Origin of the sequence: Microbacterium yannicii, from assembly GCF_024055635.1 — a bacterium.
Lineage (GTDB): Bacteria > Actinomycetota > Actinomycetes > Actinomycetales > Microbacteriaceae > Microbacterium > Microbacterium yannicii.
Map to the genome: position 1 here is coordinate 229724 of NZ_JAMXMB010000008.1, position 14822 is coordinate 244545.

At 69.0% G+C, this 14822-nt stretch carries 13 protein-coding genes and 2 tRNA genes; 3 read left to right on the forward strand and 12 right to left on the reverse strand.

Going from position 1 to position 14822, the window contains the following annotated elements; all coding sequences use genetic code 11:
- Positions 1-8: 8 nt before the first annotated feature.
- The 7 genes from NCG93_RS04175 to NCG93_RS04205 form a co-directional block, all read right to left on the reverse strand.
- Entirely contained in the window at positions 9-995 is a 987-nt protein-coding gene (locus NCG93_RS04175) for a serine hydrolase domain-containing protein (RefSeq protein ID WP_194415275.1), read from the reverse strand.
- A 68-nt stretch (positions 996-1063) separates the two neighbouring features.
- Entirely contained in the window at positions 1064-2332 is a 1269-nt protein-coding gene (gene clpX / locus NCG93_RS04180) for an ATP-dependent Clp protease ATP-binding subunit ClpX (RefSeq protein WP_194415274.1), read from the reverse strand.
- 215 nt (positions 2333-2547) lie between these two features.
- On the reverse strand, positions 2548-3228 hold the full coding sequence (locus NCG93_RS04185) for an ATP-dependent Clp protease proteolytic subunit (RefSeq protein WP_194415273.1): 681 nt from the start codon (positions 3226-3228) through the stop codon (positions 2548-2550).
- A gap of 33 nt (positions 3229-3261) precedes the next feature.
- Positions 3262-3855 carry an ATP-dependent Clp protease proteolytic subunit gene (locus NCG93_RS04190; protein WP_194415272.1) on the reverse strand — a complete coding sequence of 198 codons (594 nt, stop codon included), beginning with the start codon at positions 3853-3855 and terminating at the stop codon, positions 3262-3264.
- 79 nt (positions 3856-3934) lie between these two features.
- Positions 3935-4426 (reverse strand): tetratricopeptide repeat protein, encoded by a 492-nt coding sequence (locus NCG93_RS04195; RefSeq protein ID WP_194415271.1) that lies wholly within the window; start codon positions 4424-4426, stop codon positions 3935-3937.
- A 70-nt stretch (positions 4427-4496) separates the two neighbouring features.
- Positions 4497-6047, reverse strand: a complete 1551-nt coding sequence (gene tig / locus NCG93_RS04200) for a trigger factor (RefSeq protein WP_194415270.1) — start codon at positions 6045-6047, stop codon at positions 4497-4499.
- 79 nt (positions 6048-6126) lie between these two features.
- Positions 6127-6200 (reverse strand) — tRNA-Pro (locus NCG93_RS04205).
- A gap of 219 nt (positions 6201-6419) precedes the next feature.
- On the opposite strand from NCG93_RS04205, the gene NCG93_RS04210 reads away from it, so the two are divergent.
- Together NCG93_RS04210 and NCG93_RS04215 are read left to right on the forward strand one after the other, a co-directional pair.
- A tRNA-Gly gene (locus NCG93_RS04210) sits at positions 6420-6493 on the forward strand.
- Positions 6494-6816: 323 nt separating this feature from the next.
- Positions 6817-7725: an alpha/beta fold hydrolase gene (locus NCG93_RS04215; protein ID WP_194415269.1), complete on the forward strand. Its 909-nt coding sequence runs from the start codon at positions 6817-6819 to the stop codon at positions 7723-7725.
- A gap of 31 nt (positions 7726-7756) precedes the next feature.
- On the opposite strand, the gene NCG93_RS04220 is transcribed toward NCG93_RS04215, so the two are convergent.
- Together NCG93_RS04220 and NCG93_RS04225 are read right to left on the reverse strand one after the other, a co-directional pair.
- A complete protein-coding gene (locus NCG93_RS04220; RefSeq protein ID WP_194415268.1) occupies positions 7757-8296 on the reverse strand; it encodes a gamma carbonic anhydrase family protein in 540 nt (179 codons plus the stop codon).
- Entirely contained in the window at positions 8293-10440 is a 2148-nt protein-coding gene (locus NCG93_RS04225; protein WP_194415267.1) for an acyltransferase family protein, read from the reverse strand. The genes NCG93_RS04220 and NCG93_RS04225 overlap by 4 nt, the downstream gene beginning before the upstream one ends.
- A gap of 167 nt (positions 10441-10607) precedes the next feature.
- On the opposite strand from NCG93_RS04225, the gene NCG93_RS04230 reads away from it, so the two are divergent.
- Positions 10608-11090 (forward strand): Dps family protein, encoded by a 483-nt coding sequence (locus tag NCG93_RS04230; protein ID WP_194415266.1) that lies wholly within the window; start codon positions 10608-10610, stop codon positions 11088-11090.
- 49 nt (positions 11091-11139) lie between these two features.
- On the opposite strand, the gene NCG93_RS04235 is transcribed toward NCG93_RS04230, so the two are convergent.
- From NCG93_RS04235 to NCG93_RS04245, 3 genes are read right to left on the reverse strand one after another with little or no spacing between them, the layout of a single operon-like run.
- Positions 11140-11808 carry a response regulator transcription factor gene (locus NCG93_RS04235; RefSeq protein ID WP_194415265.1) on the reverse strand — a complete coding sequence of 223 codons (669 nt, stop codon included), beginning with the start codon at positions 11806-11808 and terminating at the stop codon, positions 11140-11142.
- A gap of 20 nt (positions 11809-11828) precedes the next feature.
- Positions 11829-13232, reverse strand: a complete 1404-nt coding sequence (locus tag NCG93_RS04240) for a sensor histidine kinase (protein WP_194415264.1) — start codon at positions 13230-13232, stop codon at positions 11829-11831.
- Complete coding sequence (locus NCG93_RS04245) at positions 13213-14805, reverse strand: multicopper oxidase family protein (RefSeq protein ID WP_241742189.1); 1593 nt, start codon at positions 14803-14805, stop codon at positions 13213-13215. The genes NCG93_RS04240 and NCG93_RS04245 overlap by 20 nt, the downstream gene beginning before the upstream one ends.
- Between the last annotated feature and the right edge of the window lie 17 nt (positions 14806-14822).

Here is a 14822-nt window from a genome sequence, read left to right on the forward strand (position 1 = left end):
CGCCGAAGCTACCCGGCACCGCCGACACTCTCTCGGACCCGCTGCATGGCCTCGCGGGTGCGCGCGAACGTGGGCACCTCGATGTTGGCGAGGGCCGACACGGTGATCCCGGTCTCCGGGTCGTGCCGGCTGACCGCGGTCACGCCGTGGTCGCTTCCTGCCATGACGAGTTCGCGCTCGTCGAGCCACACACCGCGTCCGTAGCCGAGGCCGTCGCCGGTATCTGCGGTCGTCGCCTCCAGCGCCCGTTCCACGAGTTCCGGCGGCAGCACGCGGCCTGCGCGCAGGCCGACCCAGAACCGGTGCAGATCCGCGACCGTCGAATGCGCCCCGCCGTCGCCGGACCCGACGACGGGCAGCTCGAAGACGTTGGTGCGCCCGTCGTCCTTGTAGCCGGTGGCGGTTCCCGGCGGCAGCAGATCGGCGCGCGGGAAGCCGGAAGCCGTCATTCCGGCCGGTGCGAAGACCCGACGGGCGACCAGATCTGCGAACGGCACATCCTGAGCAGCGCGCTCCGCAATGACCGCCAGAACCACGTATCCCCCGTTGCAGTACGAGAACCGCTCCCCCGCGCGGAACTTCGTGGGGAAGCCGTCGAGCATCGGAAGGTACGCCGGCGTCGAGTCGAGCTGCTGAACGGGCAGGGTCAGCGGCGCGAGCGCGTCCACCTCCTCATCGAGGTAGTCGCCGATGCCGGAGGTGTGGGTCAGCAGGTGATCGACCGTGACGTCATCGGCGATGAGCGGCAGGTCGGTGCCGAGAAGCTCGCGGACGGGCGTGTCGAGGGACAGCAGCCCATCACCGACCAGGGACAGCACGGTCACTGCGGTGAACGTCTTCGTGCCGCTCGCCAGCCCGAAGCGGGTCTCCGGCGTGTGGAAGACGTCGAACGTGCGGTCCGCCACGCCGACGGCCCATTCGCCGAGGACGTCCTCGCCACGGCGCACACTGATGACCCCGTGGAACCCGTCGAGATCGGGAGCGAACGTGTCCATCCTGGAACTGTATCCCCGCCGCGCTGCCGGCGGTCCGGATGTGCTCGCTGCAGCGAGGGAACCGCAGGTCAGGCGCTCTTGCGCTTCTCCCTCAGGACCAGCGTGGCAGCCGCGCCCTCTTCGACGGCCGCCCGCGTCACCACGACCTTGTCGACGTCGTCGGTCGACGGGATCTCGAACATGATCGGGCCGAGGACGTCCTCGAGGATCGCACGCAGACCGCGAGCACCGGTCTTGCGGGCCACGGCGAGGTCGGCGATGGCCTCGAGTGCCTCGCGATCGAACTCCAGGGCGACGCCGTCGAGTTCGAACATGCGCTGGTACTGCTTCACCAGCGCGTTCTTCGGCTCGGTGAGGATCTCCATCAGGGCCTCACGGTCCAGCGGGGACACCGACGCGACGACCGGAAGGCGGCCGATGAACTCGGGGATCAGGCCGAACTTGTGGAGGTCTTCGGGCTGCACGTCGCCGAACAGGTTCAGATCCTCGTCCTTGCGGTGCAGCGAGGCGCCGAAGCCGACGCCGTGCTTGCCGACCCGCGACGAGATGATGTCTTCCAGCCCGGCGAAGGCGCCCGCGACGATGAACAGCACGTTCGTCGTGTCGATCTGGATGAATTCCTGGTGCGGGTGCTTGCGACCGCCCTGCGGGGGCACCGAAGCGACAGTGCCTTCCAGGATCTTCAGGAGCGCCTGCTGGACGCCCTCTCCCGACACGTCGCGGGTGATCGACGGGTTCTCGGCCTTGCGGGCGATCTTGTCGACCTCGTCGATGTAGATGATGCCGGTCTCGGCGCGCTTGGTGTCGAAATCGGCCGCCTGGAGGAGCTTCAGCAGGATGTTCTCGACGTCTTCACCGACGTAGCCGGCCTCCGTCAGCGCTGTCGCGTCGGCGACGGCGAACGGCACGTTGAGGCGCTTGGCCAGCGTCTGCGCGAGATAGGTCTTGCCGCAGCCGGTGGGGCCGAGAAGCAGGATGTTGCTCTTCGCGAGCTCGATCTCGTCGGCGCGCTGCTCGGCGGACTGGATCGTGCCGTGGGCGCGCACCCGCTTGTAATGGTTGTACACGGCCACCGAGAGCGCCCGCTTGGCGTCGGTCTGCCCGACGACGTACTCCTCGAGGAACGCGAAGATCTCACGCGGCTTGGGCAGATCGAAATCCGCGACGACGCCCGAGGAGGACTCGGCCATGCGCTCTTCGATGATCTCGTTGCAGAGCTCGACGCATTCGTCGCAGATGTAGACGCCCGGTCCTGCGATCAGCTGCTGGACCTGCTTCTGGCTCTTGCCGCAGAAGGAGCATTTGAACAGGTCGGCGCTCTCACCGATGCGTGCCATGCCGCTCCTCCTTGTGACCTCAGGGGACGAGCCCCCCAGCTGTTCTCCGAGCCTAATAGCTGACGCCGACATGCGGCGGCATTGCGACACGCGTTGTGGAATCGCCGGTTTCGCGCTGAGCGGACGCCGCGCCGCGGCGGCGCGACGACGCCCCGCCGCCCGGGGGAATCCGGACGACGGGGCGTCGATGAACCGCTGGCGGGTGTCGGAAGCGACTACTTGGTCAGCGCCGCCTGCTGGCCGCGCTTGCGCGTCGTCAGCACCTGGTCGACGAGACCGTACGTGACGCTCTCCTCGGCGGACAGGATCTTGTCGCGGTCGATGTCCTTGTTCACCTCTGCCTGCGTCTTGTTCGAGTGCTTGGCGAGGGTCTCTTCGAGCCACGTCCGCATGCGGAGGATCTCCGCGGCCTGGATCTCGATGTCGGACGCCTGACCGTGTCCCGCCTCGCCCACGGCGGGCTGGTGGATCAGGATGCGGGCGTTCGGCAGCGCCAGACGCTTGCCGGGCGCGCCTGCAGCCAGCAGCACGGCGGCCGCCGAAGCCGCCTGACCGAGTACGACGGTCTGGATCTGCGGCGACACGTACTGCATGGTGTCGTAGATCGCCGTCATGGCCGTGAACGAGCCGCCGGGCGAGTTGATGTACATGATGATGTCGCGGTCGGGATCCTGGCTCTCGAGCACGAGCAGCTGGGCCATGACGTCGTCCGCCGACGCGTCGTCGACCTGCACGCCGAGGAAGATCACGCGATCCTCGAACAGCTTGTTGTAGGGGTCCTGGCGCTTGTAGCCGTAGGCCGTGCGCTCCTCGAACTGCGGCAGGATGTAGCGGCTGCCGGGCATCTGGAGGCCTTGCGGGGCCTGAGGCGCTCCGCCGAAGGTGGGGGTCTGCATTCCGGGTTCTCTCTCTTTCGCCTTCGGGTGCCGTCAGCTCGCGGAGACGGCGGTGCCGCCGCCGCCGATGACGTCGAGCGCCGAGTCGCGGATGTGGTCGACGAAGCCGTACTCGAGCGCCTCGGGTGCCGTGAACCAGCGATCGCGGTCACCATCGGCGTTGATCTGCTCGACGGTCTTGCCGGTCTGCGACGCCGTGATCTCGGCGAGGCGCTTCTTCATGTCGAGGATCAGCTGCGCCTGCGTCTGGATGTCGCTCGCGGTGCCGCCGAACCCGCCGTGCGGCTGGTGCAGCAGCACACGGGCGTTCGGCGTGATGTAGCGCTTGCCCTTGGTGCCCGCGGTGAGCAGCAGCTGCCCCATCGACGCGGCCATGCCGATGCCGACCGTCACGATGTCGTTGGGCACGAACTGCATGGTGTCGTAGATCGCCATCCCGGCCGTGATCGACCCGCCCGGCGAGTTGATGTACAGGTAGATGTCCTTCTCGGAATCCTCGGCGGCGAGAAGCAGGATCTTCGCGCAGATCTCGTTGGCGTTGTCGTCACGCACCTCCGACCCCAGCCAGATGATGCGGTCCTTCAGCAGCCTGTCGAAGACGCTGGTCGCGACAAGTGGTTCGGCCATGTGTACTCCTGTTTCCTTGGGTCGCCATCGAATCTACCGGCGCGCCACGAGTGACCCGCCCGTGTTCGCCCTGGGCAGATCAGGGCGTGTGCCCGGCCAGCTCGTCGGCGTAGGACGTCACCGAACGGGCGTATCGACTGAGGTGAGGGGCGAGGGTTCGCAGCGCGAGGGATGCGGCCTCCCGCTCGCGTCCGAGCGAGACCAGCGCCAGCGCGAGAAAGGCCGAGGCCTCATCCTGAAGAGGAGAGGCGGGCCGCCGCGCGACCTCGGCTCGCAGCATCGACACGGCCTCCTCCGCCCGCCCGAGATTGCGCAGCGTACTGGCGAGCTGGATCACGGCCTGCGGTCGGTGCACGGCGTCGAGACCCGCGTCGAGTGCGGCACGATACAACGGGGCCGCTTCGGCCTCGAGCCCCGCGGCATCGCGCGCGCCGGCACGCTCGAACAGCGCGACGGGGTCACCGGCGGCTCGTTCGGCAGCCAGCGCGTCGATGCGCACCAGCCGGTCATCGTCGCTGAGCGCGTCTTCGTTCCAGACGGCCTCGACACGAGTGGTCCAGTCGTCGTGCACGGTTCCTCCTCGATGAAGAAAGGGGACGGATGCCGCGGCATCCGTCCCCTGATCACCGCAGTCGCGGGGATTACTCCTTGTCGGCAGCGGCCTTCTTGGCCGGCGCCTTCTTGGCGGGGGCCTTCTTGGCCGGCGCCTTCTTCGCGGCAGGCTTCTCAGCTGCCTCGGCGTCCGGCGTCTCAGCGTCGGCCTTCTTGGCGGCCGGCTTGCGCGCAGGCGCCTTCTTGGCGGGCTTGGCGTCGGCTTCGGCCTCTTCGGCCTCGATCACCGCGTCGGCGTCGGCCGCGGCATCCGCGATCTCCTCCGCCTCTTCGACGACCTCGGCCTCGTCGGCGGTCTCGTCGTCAGTGGCGACGAAGCCGCTCAGGTCGACCGGGTTGCCGTTGGTGTCGACGACGGTGACCTTGCCCAGGGCGACCGCGAGGGCCTTGTTGCGCGAGACCTCGCCGATCATGGCGGGCAGCTGGTTGCCCTCCTGCAGCGCGTTGACGAACTCCTGCGGAGCCATGCCGTACTGGGCAGCGGACTGCACCAGGTACTGCGTGAGCTCGTCCTGCGACACCTGGACGTTGACCGTCTCGGCGATCTTGTCGAGCAGCATCTGCGTCTTGAACTGCTTCTCGCTGGCCTCGGCGACCTCCGCGCGGTGAACGTCGTCCTCGAGACGGCCTTCGCCCTCGAGGTGGTTGTGCACCTCGTCCTCGATCAGCTGCGGGGGAACCGGGATCTCGACCTGCTCGAGCAGCGTCTCGATGAGCTTGTCGCGCGCGGCGGAGCCCTGCGAGAAGGCGCCCTGCTGGGCGACGCGCTCCTTGAGGCTGTCGCGCAGCTCGCCGATGGTGTCGAACTCGCTGGCGATCTGGGCGAAGTCGTCGTCGGCCTCGGGAAGCTCGCGCTCCTTGACGGCCTTGACGCTCACCGAGACCTCGGCCTCCTCGCCGGCGTGGTCGCCGCCGACGAGCTTCGAGCGGAAGGTGGTGTCCTCACCGGCGGTGAGCGACTCGATGGCCTCGTCGATGCCCTCGAGCAGCTCGCCCGAACCGAGCTCGTACGACACGCCCTCGGCGCGATCGATCTCGGCGTCATCGATGGTCGCCACGAGGTCCAGCTCGACGAAGTCGCCGGTGGCCGCGGGGCGGTCGACGGTGACGAGCGTGCCGAAGCGCGAGCGCAGACGGTCGAGCTCTTCGTCGATCGCGGCCTCGTCGACCTCGATGGCGTCGACCTCGACGGTGGTGCCCTCGAACGAGGGAAGGTCGAACTCGGGCCGGACGTCGACCTCGACGGTGACCTCGAGGTCGCCCGAGAAGTCCTTCTCGTTCGGCCACTCGGTGACCTCGGCCGACGGGCGCCCGAGCACGCGCAGCTCGTGCGCGGCGGCGGCCTCGCGGTAGAACGTGTCGAGCCCCTCGCTGACGGCGTGCTCGAGCACTGCCACGCGACCGATGCGCTGGTCGATGATCGGCGCGGGCACCTTGCCCTTGCGGAAACCGGGGATCTGCACGTCCTGCGCGATGTGCTCGTACGCGTGCTTGATCGACGGCTTGAGCTCGTCGGGGCTGACCGTGATGTGCAGCTTCACCCGGGTCGGGCTGAGCTTCTCGACGGTGCTGTTCACCATGCCTGTACTTCTCCTCTATCGGACCGCGCGAGGACGCGGCTGTTGAAGGTCTGGGTTCGGAATTCTGAGGGCCGTGATGTCGGGGCGACAGGATTTGAACCTGCGGCCTCCCGCTCCCAAAGCGGGCGCTCTACCAAGCTGAGCTACGCCCCGGGCGGGTTCGCACGCGTACGTGCGCCCTTTCTGTGCTCCGAGAAGCACAGTGGCCCCGAGAAGTCTAGCCGACCCGCCCGGGCAACACCTGCGCCGCGACACTCGGGCCGGCCGGCGGTGTCGGAGAGGCGGTGATCCTTCGACTACACTTGACGACGCCGCGGCGTGCCGTGGCACGCGGTAACCGAATACGAGATGGCGCGAAAGCCCGTCGAATTCGGGGCTGTAGCTTAGTGGTAAAGCCTTAGTCTTCCAAACTAATGATGCGGGTTCGATTCCCGTCAGCCCCTCCAATGCCCTGTGAGACCGGCCGAAGGTCGCCCTCACAGGGCATTCGCGTGGCTGCCGTAGGAACTGACGCGCTTCGGGGGTCCCGCTCCGCCAGAGGCTCCGCGCGACGCGCCAGCGGCGCGTGGAGGGGCCGAGTGGCCGATTCCCGTCAGCCCCTCGATCAGAAAGCCCCGACGAGTCGGGGCTTTCTTTCGTCCCCCGCGATGTCAGGCTCAGGCGCCGATCACCCCGCCTTCCTGATAGGCGCCCGCGCGTCATGCTGTTGCTCGCAGGCCTCGAAGCGGCAGACTGTGGATCAACCGTCCCATGGCCGGCAGGAGCCGCGATGAGCAGTCCGAACCCCGCCCCGCTGCCGGGCCCGCCGAAGAAGCTGCCGCGGCGTCCGGCATCCACCCTCGCCGAGAAGTGGACGCGCATCGATGACGTCGACGTCTTCTATCGCGAGTCTCCCCGCCCCTCTCGCGACCCTCGCGTCATGGCACACGTGCACGGGTTCGGGCTGTCGGGCCGCTACCTGCTGCCGACGGCCGAAAAGCTGGCCGAGGAATTCCACACGTATGTCCCTGACCTTCCCGGCTTCGGCCGCAGCGGCAAGCGGCGGGACATGCTCGACATCCCCGACCTCGCCCGCGCCACGCTCGACTTCCTGGACGATCGCGGCGTGGAGAAGGCGACGCTCGTCGGCAACTCCATGGGATGCCCCGTCATCATCGAGTTCGCGCACCGGTACCCCGATCGCATCGATCGCGCCGTCCTGGTCTCGCCCGCCGGCGGACTGTTCAATCAGCCGCTGCGGCGCGCGATCACGCAGCTCTCCCAGGATGCGCCGCGGGAGCCGGTCAGGATGGCGCGGGTCGCGGTGCCCGACTACGTGCGGTTCGGGGTGCCGAGCACGACCCGCATGTTCCGCGCGCTCACGCAGTATCCGTCTCTGCAGCGGCTGCTCGAGATGAAGCTCCCGACGCTGGTCGTGCTGGGGCAGCGCGATCCGCTGCTGCCGCATGCGCACCGCGTCGACGAGATCGCCAGCCAGACCGACAGCCATGTGCTCGTGGTGATGATGGAAGGCGCCGCGCACGCGATCAACTTCAGTCACCCCGGGCAGTTGGCCCACGTCATCCGGCACTTCATGGACGACCTGCCGATCGAGAACGATCCGTCGTGGCCGGGGCATGTGCGCCTCTACGAGGTGCACCGCGGCAAGCACCACCCCGCGCCGAAGCCGCGAGAGTAATTCGTCCGTGGACGAGCAGAGTCCAATGGGCTCACCCGAGGGGCTTCGCCTCGAGGTGCTCGCGGACATGCGACAGGTAGTGGTCGGCATTGCGGAGCAGCCCGGCGCGCTCCTCGTCGGTCAATGACCGGCGCACCTTGCCGGGCACCCCGGCGACGAGCGAGCCGTCAGGGATCTCGGATCCCTCCAGCACCACCGCTCCCCCGGCGATGAGGCATCCCGCGCCGATCCTCGCGCCGTTGAGCACCACCGCGCCCATGCCGATGAGCGAGCCGTCGCCGATCGTGCACCCGTGGACGACGGCGTTGTGGCCGACCGAGACGTTCTCTCCGATCACGACGGGCTTTCCGGCATCCACATGCACCGACACGTTGTCCTGCAGGTTGCTGTTGACGCCCACGGTGATCGTGTCGCCATCGGCGCGGAGCACGGCGTTGTACCAGACGCTCGCGCCGCGGGCGAGAGTCACTCCCCCGACGATGCGCGCACCGGCCGCGACGAATGCCGTGGGGTCGAGATCCGGCGTCCTGCCGGCGGCGGCGAGCACGGAGGCTCCGGGGGCGACGGTCATGGCTGGCCTCTCTTCGCGAGCGCGGTCTCGATGGCGGCGGTGTACCAGGGTGCCAGGGTGTCGGCGAACGTCACGGTGAGATGGTCCTGGTCGCGGTAGATGTTCGCGCCGCCGACGACGGGGGCGCACAGCTCGGCGCCGCAGTAGACATCGGTGAAGTCGAGCAGCGTCGCCGCGTCGAGTCCGGATGCCGCCTCCTTGAGCGGATCGTCGGCGACGAGCACATCGGAGCGGACCCCATCGCATTCCGCGACGTCGCGCGTACGGAGGCACTTGTTCGGGTCGGTCTCCCAGACAGGGTTGTCGACGACGGTGATGACGGGGATGCCGCGCTCCTGCACCGTGCTCCACGCCTCGCGGTAGCCGGCGACTGCGGCATCGTGCGACGAGTCGTACCCGGCTGACGAGTACGGGGTCGTGGCCAGCGCCGCCGTGAACACGGCATCCAGGTCCGCGTCGTCGATCGCGTTCTGCACGCGCTCGCGCCACTCGGTGCAGGCGGCCCCGAAGGCTCCCGGCGTCGACAGCGGCGTCGTGTTCCAGGGGCAGGCGCCCTTGAACCACGTGACCAGCTGCCACCCGTTCTCGTCGGCCATCCGCTGGAACGTCGTGAGCAGCTGGTAGGCGTGGCTGTCGCCGATGAGGGCGATGCGCGGAGCATCGGGGTCGTCCGAGCCGAACGTGCACGACACCGGCCTCGAGTCGGTCAGCTGCACGAAGCACTGCGGGTGCTCCGGGCGGTCGATGCCGGCGAACCCGGGCGCGGGCAGGATCTCGCCCGCGAAGTCGGCGTCGGCGCATGACGCATCGAGGACGGATGCGGCACCGAAGCACTCCGGCGGGTTCTCCTGCAGCGCGGCGATGTCGCGCGTGCCCTGGCTGTACAGCGGCGCGTTCACGAGCCATGCGGTGCCCGCGACGAGGGCGACGACCATCATCGCCGCGAGGGACGTCCACAGCGTCACCCGCGGCGGTCGCGAGGTCAGCACCTTCCAGCGGCGCGCGGGGTCCTCGACGAACCGCTTGGTCAGCCAGGCGAGCACGAAGCACAGCGCGAGGAGGGCGACGCGATGGTAGATCGTGAGCCCCCAGAAGGGCACCGACGGCGCGATGACGATCAAGGGCCAGTGCCACAGGTACAGCGAGTACGAGATGTCGCCGACGAACTGCGCCGGTCGGATGGCGAGGATCCGCGTCGGGTACCACCAGCGGTCGGTGTTCGACGCGGCGATCACGGCGGCGGCGCCGAGCGTCGGCAGGGCCGCCATGTAGCCGGGGAACGGCGTCTGGGCATCGAACGTGAAGGCGACGTACAGCAGGAGCAGGATGCCGCCCCATCCGAGCAGGAAGCTGCCCAAGGCGTTGCGCACCCGCAGCATCGGGATGAGTGCGATCAGCGCGCCGACGCCGAACTGCCACATCCTGCCGAACGTGACGAAGTATGCCGGCGCCGGGTTCGTGATGGTGAAGATCACGCAGAACACGAACGAGACGACAGTGACGATCCCGAGCGCGCCGATGACGGTGCGGCGCCGCTCACCGCGGAACCACTTCACGCCGATCCATGCCGCCAGGAGCATGATGAGCGGCCACATCACGTAGAACTGCTCTTCGAGCGACAGCGACCAGTAGTGCTGGACCGTCGTCGGAGAGCCCGCGTGGTTGAGGTAGTCCGCCGAGTTCAGCGCGAGATACCAGTTCTCGACGTAGAACGTCGACGCGAGGATCTCGCGCACCTCGTTCGGCAGGGCCGATGTGGGCATGAGGTACGGCGACATCACCACGACGGCGCAGAACAGCAGGACGAGGAGGGATGCCGGGAGCAGCCGCCGTGCGCGCCGCGCCCAGAACTGGCCCAGCCTGACCGTTCCCGTCGCGGTGAGCTCGCGCATCAGATGCCCGGTGATGAGGAAGCCCGAGATGACGAAGAAGATGTCGACGCCGATGTAGCCGCCGGTGAGGCGGCCGGGCCAGAAATGATAGAGCACGACGCACAGGACCGCGATGGCGCGAAGCCCCTGCACGTGCGGGATGAACCGCGACGGCTCGGCGTGCTCGGGCGAGCGGTCGCGGGGCTCACGGGTCACGGTCTTGGCGGGAACGCCCAGATCCTGCGGTCCGAGGTCGTGATCGGCGGAAGGCACGCATCGACGTTAGCCGCTGTCGCATCGCTTCTCCGCACCGACCACCCGCAAAGCGGGTTTAGCCCAGCCTTGTCTTGCTTGCGGAATGACCCCTGCTGAGTAGCGTTGCACTCACTGGAGGACGACCGCCGATCTGAGCGTTCCTCCGCACGATGGAGGCCGGAGATATGACGAACACCCAGACCACCCCCGCAACCGCAGCGAACCCCGACGTCGCCGCCGCGACGGCGCAGTTCCTCACCCCCGTCGTCCTGGGCCTGCAGGCCCTGGCCGTGAACGGGAAGCAGGCGCACTGGAACGTGCGCGGCGCCAACTTCATCGCGATCCACGAGCTCCTCGACTCGGTGGTCGTTCACGCGCAGGACGGCGCGGACCAGGCCGCGGAGCGCATCGTCGCACTGGGCCTGCCCGTCGACGCGCGTGTCAGCACCGTGGCGCAGAAGACCGCGACGGCCGTTCCCGCCGGATTCACGCAGTGGGACGCGCTGATCCGCAACGTGATCACTGACATGGACACCGTCATCGCGGACGTCCAGGCCGCCATCGACGGACTGGACGAATTCGATCTGACGAGCCAGGACATCGCGATCAACATCAAGGAGTCGCTCGAGAAGGACCGCTGGTTCCTCTTCGCGCACCTCGCAGAGTGAGCTGACCGCCTGACGAACACCCCCGGGTCTCCCGGGGGTGTTCGTCGTTTCACGGATGCTGCAGAAAGGCGAGGACGGCGAGCACCCGCCGATGCTCGGTGCCGGACTCCTCCAGCCCGAGTTTCGCGAAGATCGCGCTGATGTTCTTCTCGACCGCGCCCACGCCGATGAACAGCCGCTCGGCGATGCTGGCATTGCTGCGGCCTTCTGCCATGAGCGTGAGGACGTCCCGCTCGCGCGGGGTGAGCGTGGCCAGCGGATCGGGCCGAGCGGACAGCAGGCCCTGCACGACGAGCGGGTCGAGCACCGTACCGCGCTCGCGGACGCGGCGGACGGCATCCGTGAACTCGTCGAGGGACGTGACGCGGTCCTTCAGCAGATAGCCGATCCCGCCCTCACCGCCCGCGAGCAGCTCGCGGGCGTAGACGCCTTCGACGTACTGGCTCAGTACGAGGATGCCGACGTGGGGAAGGGCGGCGCGCACCGCGAGGGCGGCTCGGATCCCTTCGTCGCGGAAGCCCGGCGGCAGGCGCACATCGAGGATCGCGACGTCGGCGTGCGCGTCACGGACCCGTGCCACGACGTCCTGCGCATCGCCCCACGCGCCGGCGGTCGTGTAACCGGCCTCGTCGAACAGCCGCACGAGACCCTCGCGCAGGAGGACCGAGTCTTCGAAGAGGACCACGCGGAGCGCAGCGGAATCGGGCGAGGCGGGCATCCCCTCAGAATAGGCAGTGGTCACGATGCGACCGCCAGCGGGATGTGTGCTCCGACCGACGTCGGCCCGCCGACTGGGCTCGTGATGACGAGGATCCCGCGCAGACCCGCGACGCGCTCGCGCAGCCCCTCGAGGCCGTGTCCCGTCGTGATGACGGCGCCGCCGCGGCCGTTGTCGACGACCCAGACGTCCAGGTGCGTGGGCACGCCGCCGGTGCTGCGGCGGAGCGAGGCGCGCACCGTCGCTGCGGTGGCGCCGGAGTGCTTGACGGCGTTGGTCATCAGCTCGGCGACGACGAAGTACACCGTCCGGGCGACCTCCTGGCTCACGGCGCGATCGATCGCCGGGTCGATCTCCACCTGCGCCCACAGGGGCGATCCGGCCGCCAGCGCGTCGAGCGCGGCCGCGAGGCCGCGGTCCTGCAGCAGGGGCGGAGCGACACCGCTCGAAAGGGCGCGCAACTCGTCGAGCGCCGCCTTCGCGTGACCCCGCGCCTCGCGGGCGAGTTCGGCCGCGGCATCCGCGTCCCCCGCCTCGGCACGACGCTCGAGCGCGGCCAGGTCCATCTGCAGCCGCACGAGGCGCTGCTGGGGTCCGTCGTGGATGTCCCGCTCGAGGCGGCGCAGCGCCACATCCTCGGCGTGCACCGCGGCGCTGCGAGCGGCTGACTCCGCGCGCACCTCAGCGGCGAGGTCGTCGGAGTTCCAGCGACCCAGCATGCCCGTGGCGACGGCGTGGTGACCGCGTGCCAGACCGCCGAGCACCCACGGCATGGTGGCTGTGAAGAGGATGCCGGCGACGAGGTACAGCGTGACCTCCACGGACCAGCTCGACCAGCCGCCGAACAGCCACGGCAGGTAGTCGCCGACGAAACGGCCCCATTCGCCGTCGCGCCCGTCGCTGCCGCCTCGCGGCAGGAACGATCCCCAGAACCAGTAGGTCAGTCCGCCGAGCCCGACGCTCAGCCACACCGTCGTCAGTGCGAACGAGATGGTGCTGATGAGGGGGTTCACGATCATGCCGTGGACCAGGTACAGCCAGTAGTGCGCATTGCGGATGGGTCGAGTGAGCGTCATCCAGAAGCCGGTCCTGTCGGCGGTATCGCGGTTCCACTCCGGTTCGTCGATCTCGGGAAGACCGGTCAGCAGCAGCAGGAACCGGTCCGCCACACCGAACCCTCTCGCGAGGAGGAGGGTGAGCACGCCCAGCGGCAGGCCGATGAGGATGACCAGCAGCCCGACGCTCGTCCAGAACAGCGGGGCGAGCACGCTGATCGAGATCATCGCGAGGACGAAGACCGCGAGGAGGTAGAGGGCGCTGCCAGGAGTGCGGACCCACGCCCGCCCGTAAGAGGCCCAGAACCCGGTGGCGGGCCCGGACGCGCCCGGCTGCAGCGGGGCCGGCTCAGTGGTCGTGACGGTCATCGGTGTCTCCCTCGGGACGCTTCAGATCGGGCTGCTGGCCCGGCTCCACGACCAGGAACTGTCCCATCATGCCCTGGTCCTCGTGCCACAGGAGGTGGCAGTGATACATGTACGGGGTGGTCGGATCGGCGTAGTCGTCGAACCGCACCAGCAGCCGGTATTCGCGATCATGCTCGAGCGCGATGGTGTCTTTGAAGCCGGCCAGCCGGGCAGGCGGAGGCGCGCCGTCGACGCTGAGGATCCGGAACTGCGTGTCGTGGACGTGGAACGAATGCGGCAGCGGGTTGTTGTTGCGCACGGTCCACACCTCGCTCGTGTCGACCGTCGCGATGACATCGACCCGATCGAGGTCCATCTCCCGGTCGTTGATGTCGTGCCCCGACATGACGAAGCCGCGCTCCGCCGCTGCACTGCTCGCATCCGCGGTCGGCAGGCTTGCGAGCCGCGACGGCACCTCCGGTGAGTCCGCGAGGGATGCCGCGGCCCGCAGCTCCATCACGTCGAAGCTCGCCGAGCCCGCGTTGAGCGCGGGGTCGGGTGCGTGGGACTGCAGCACGACGCGCTCCCCCGGCTTCACGGAGACCACGATCTCCGCGCGCTCCCCCGGCGACAGCGGGATGTCCGTCGCGGTGACGGGCGCTTCGAGCAGGCCGCCGTCTGTGCCGACGAGGGAGAACTGCCGGCCGTCGGCGAAGGCGAAGTCGTACATCCGCGCGCTCGAGCCGTTGAGGAGCCGCAGGCGCACCCGCTCCGTCGTGACATCGAGGTAGGGCGCGACCGTGCCGTTCACCAGGATGGTGTCGCCGAGCACTCCGTCGAACTGCATGCCGAGCCCGCCGGCGAACGAACCGTCGGAGTTGAAGGAGCGGTCCTGCACGATGACCGGGAGATCGTCGACGCCGTAGTCGCGCGGCAAGGTCAGAGCGGACTCCTCGTCGTCCTGCACCAGGAACATGCCGGCGAGCCCCGCGTCGACCTGCTCACGCGTGCGACCGTGCAGGTGGTGGTGGTACCAGAGCGTCGCGGCCGGCTGGTCGATGGTCCACGCGGGGTGCCACGTGGCGCCCGCCGCGATCGGCGAGTACGGGCCGCCGTCCATGGCAGCGGGCAGGTGCATGCCGTGCCAGTGCACGGTCGTCGGATCCGCGAGGTCGTTGGTCACGTCGACGCGCACCTGCTCACCGCGCTCGGCGACGAGCGTGGGGCCGAGGTAGGTGCCGTCGTACCCGAGTGTCGGCGTGTCGCCCTGCGCGACGAACGACGTCCGTCCCTCCTGCGCAGTCAGCGCGAAGATGCGGACGCCGTCCTCGACGCGCGACGGCGCCAGAGGCGGGACGGCGAGGGGCGCGCGGAAGTCGACCGTCCCGGCGGCGGGCGGCGCCTTGCGCACCGCGTTGGTCGCGAACCAGATGCCGCCGGCCGCGACGAGCAGGGCGATGACGGCGAGCGGGATCGCGACGAGGACGATGACGAGCCGGCGACGGCGCCTGCGGCGTGGCGTCGCGGTCGGCGGCGCCATCGGCGGCGGGGCGGGCGGCTGTGGGGCCCGAGACGCGGACGAGGTGAAGGTCATGCCTCCAGCCTCGCCAC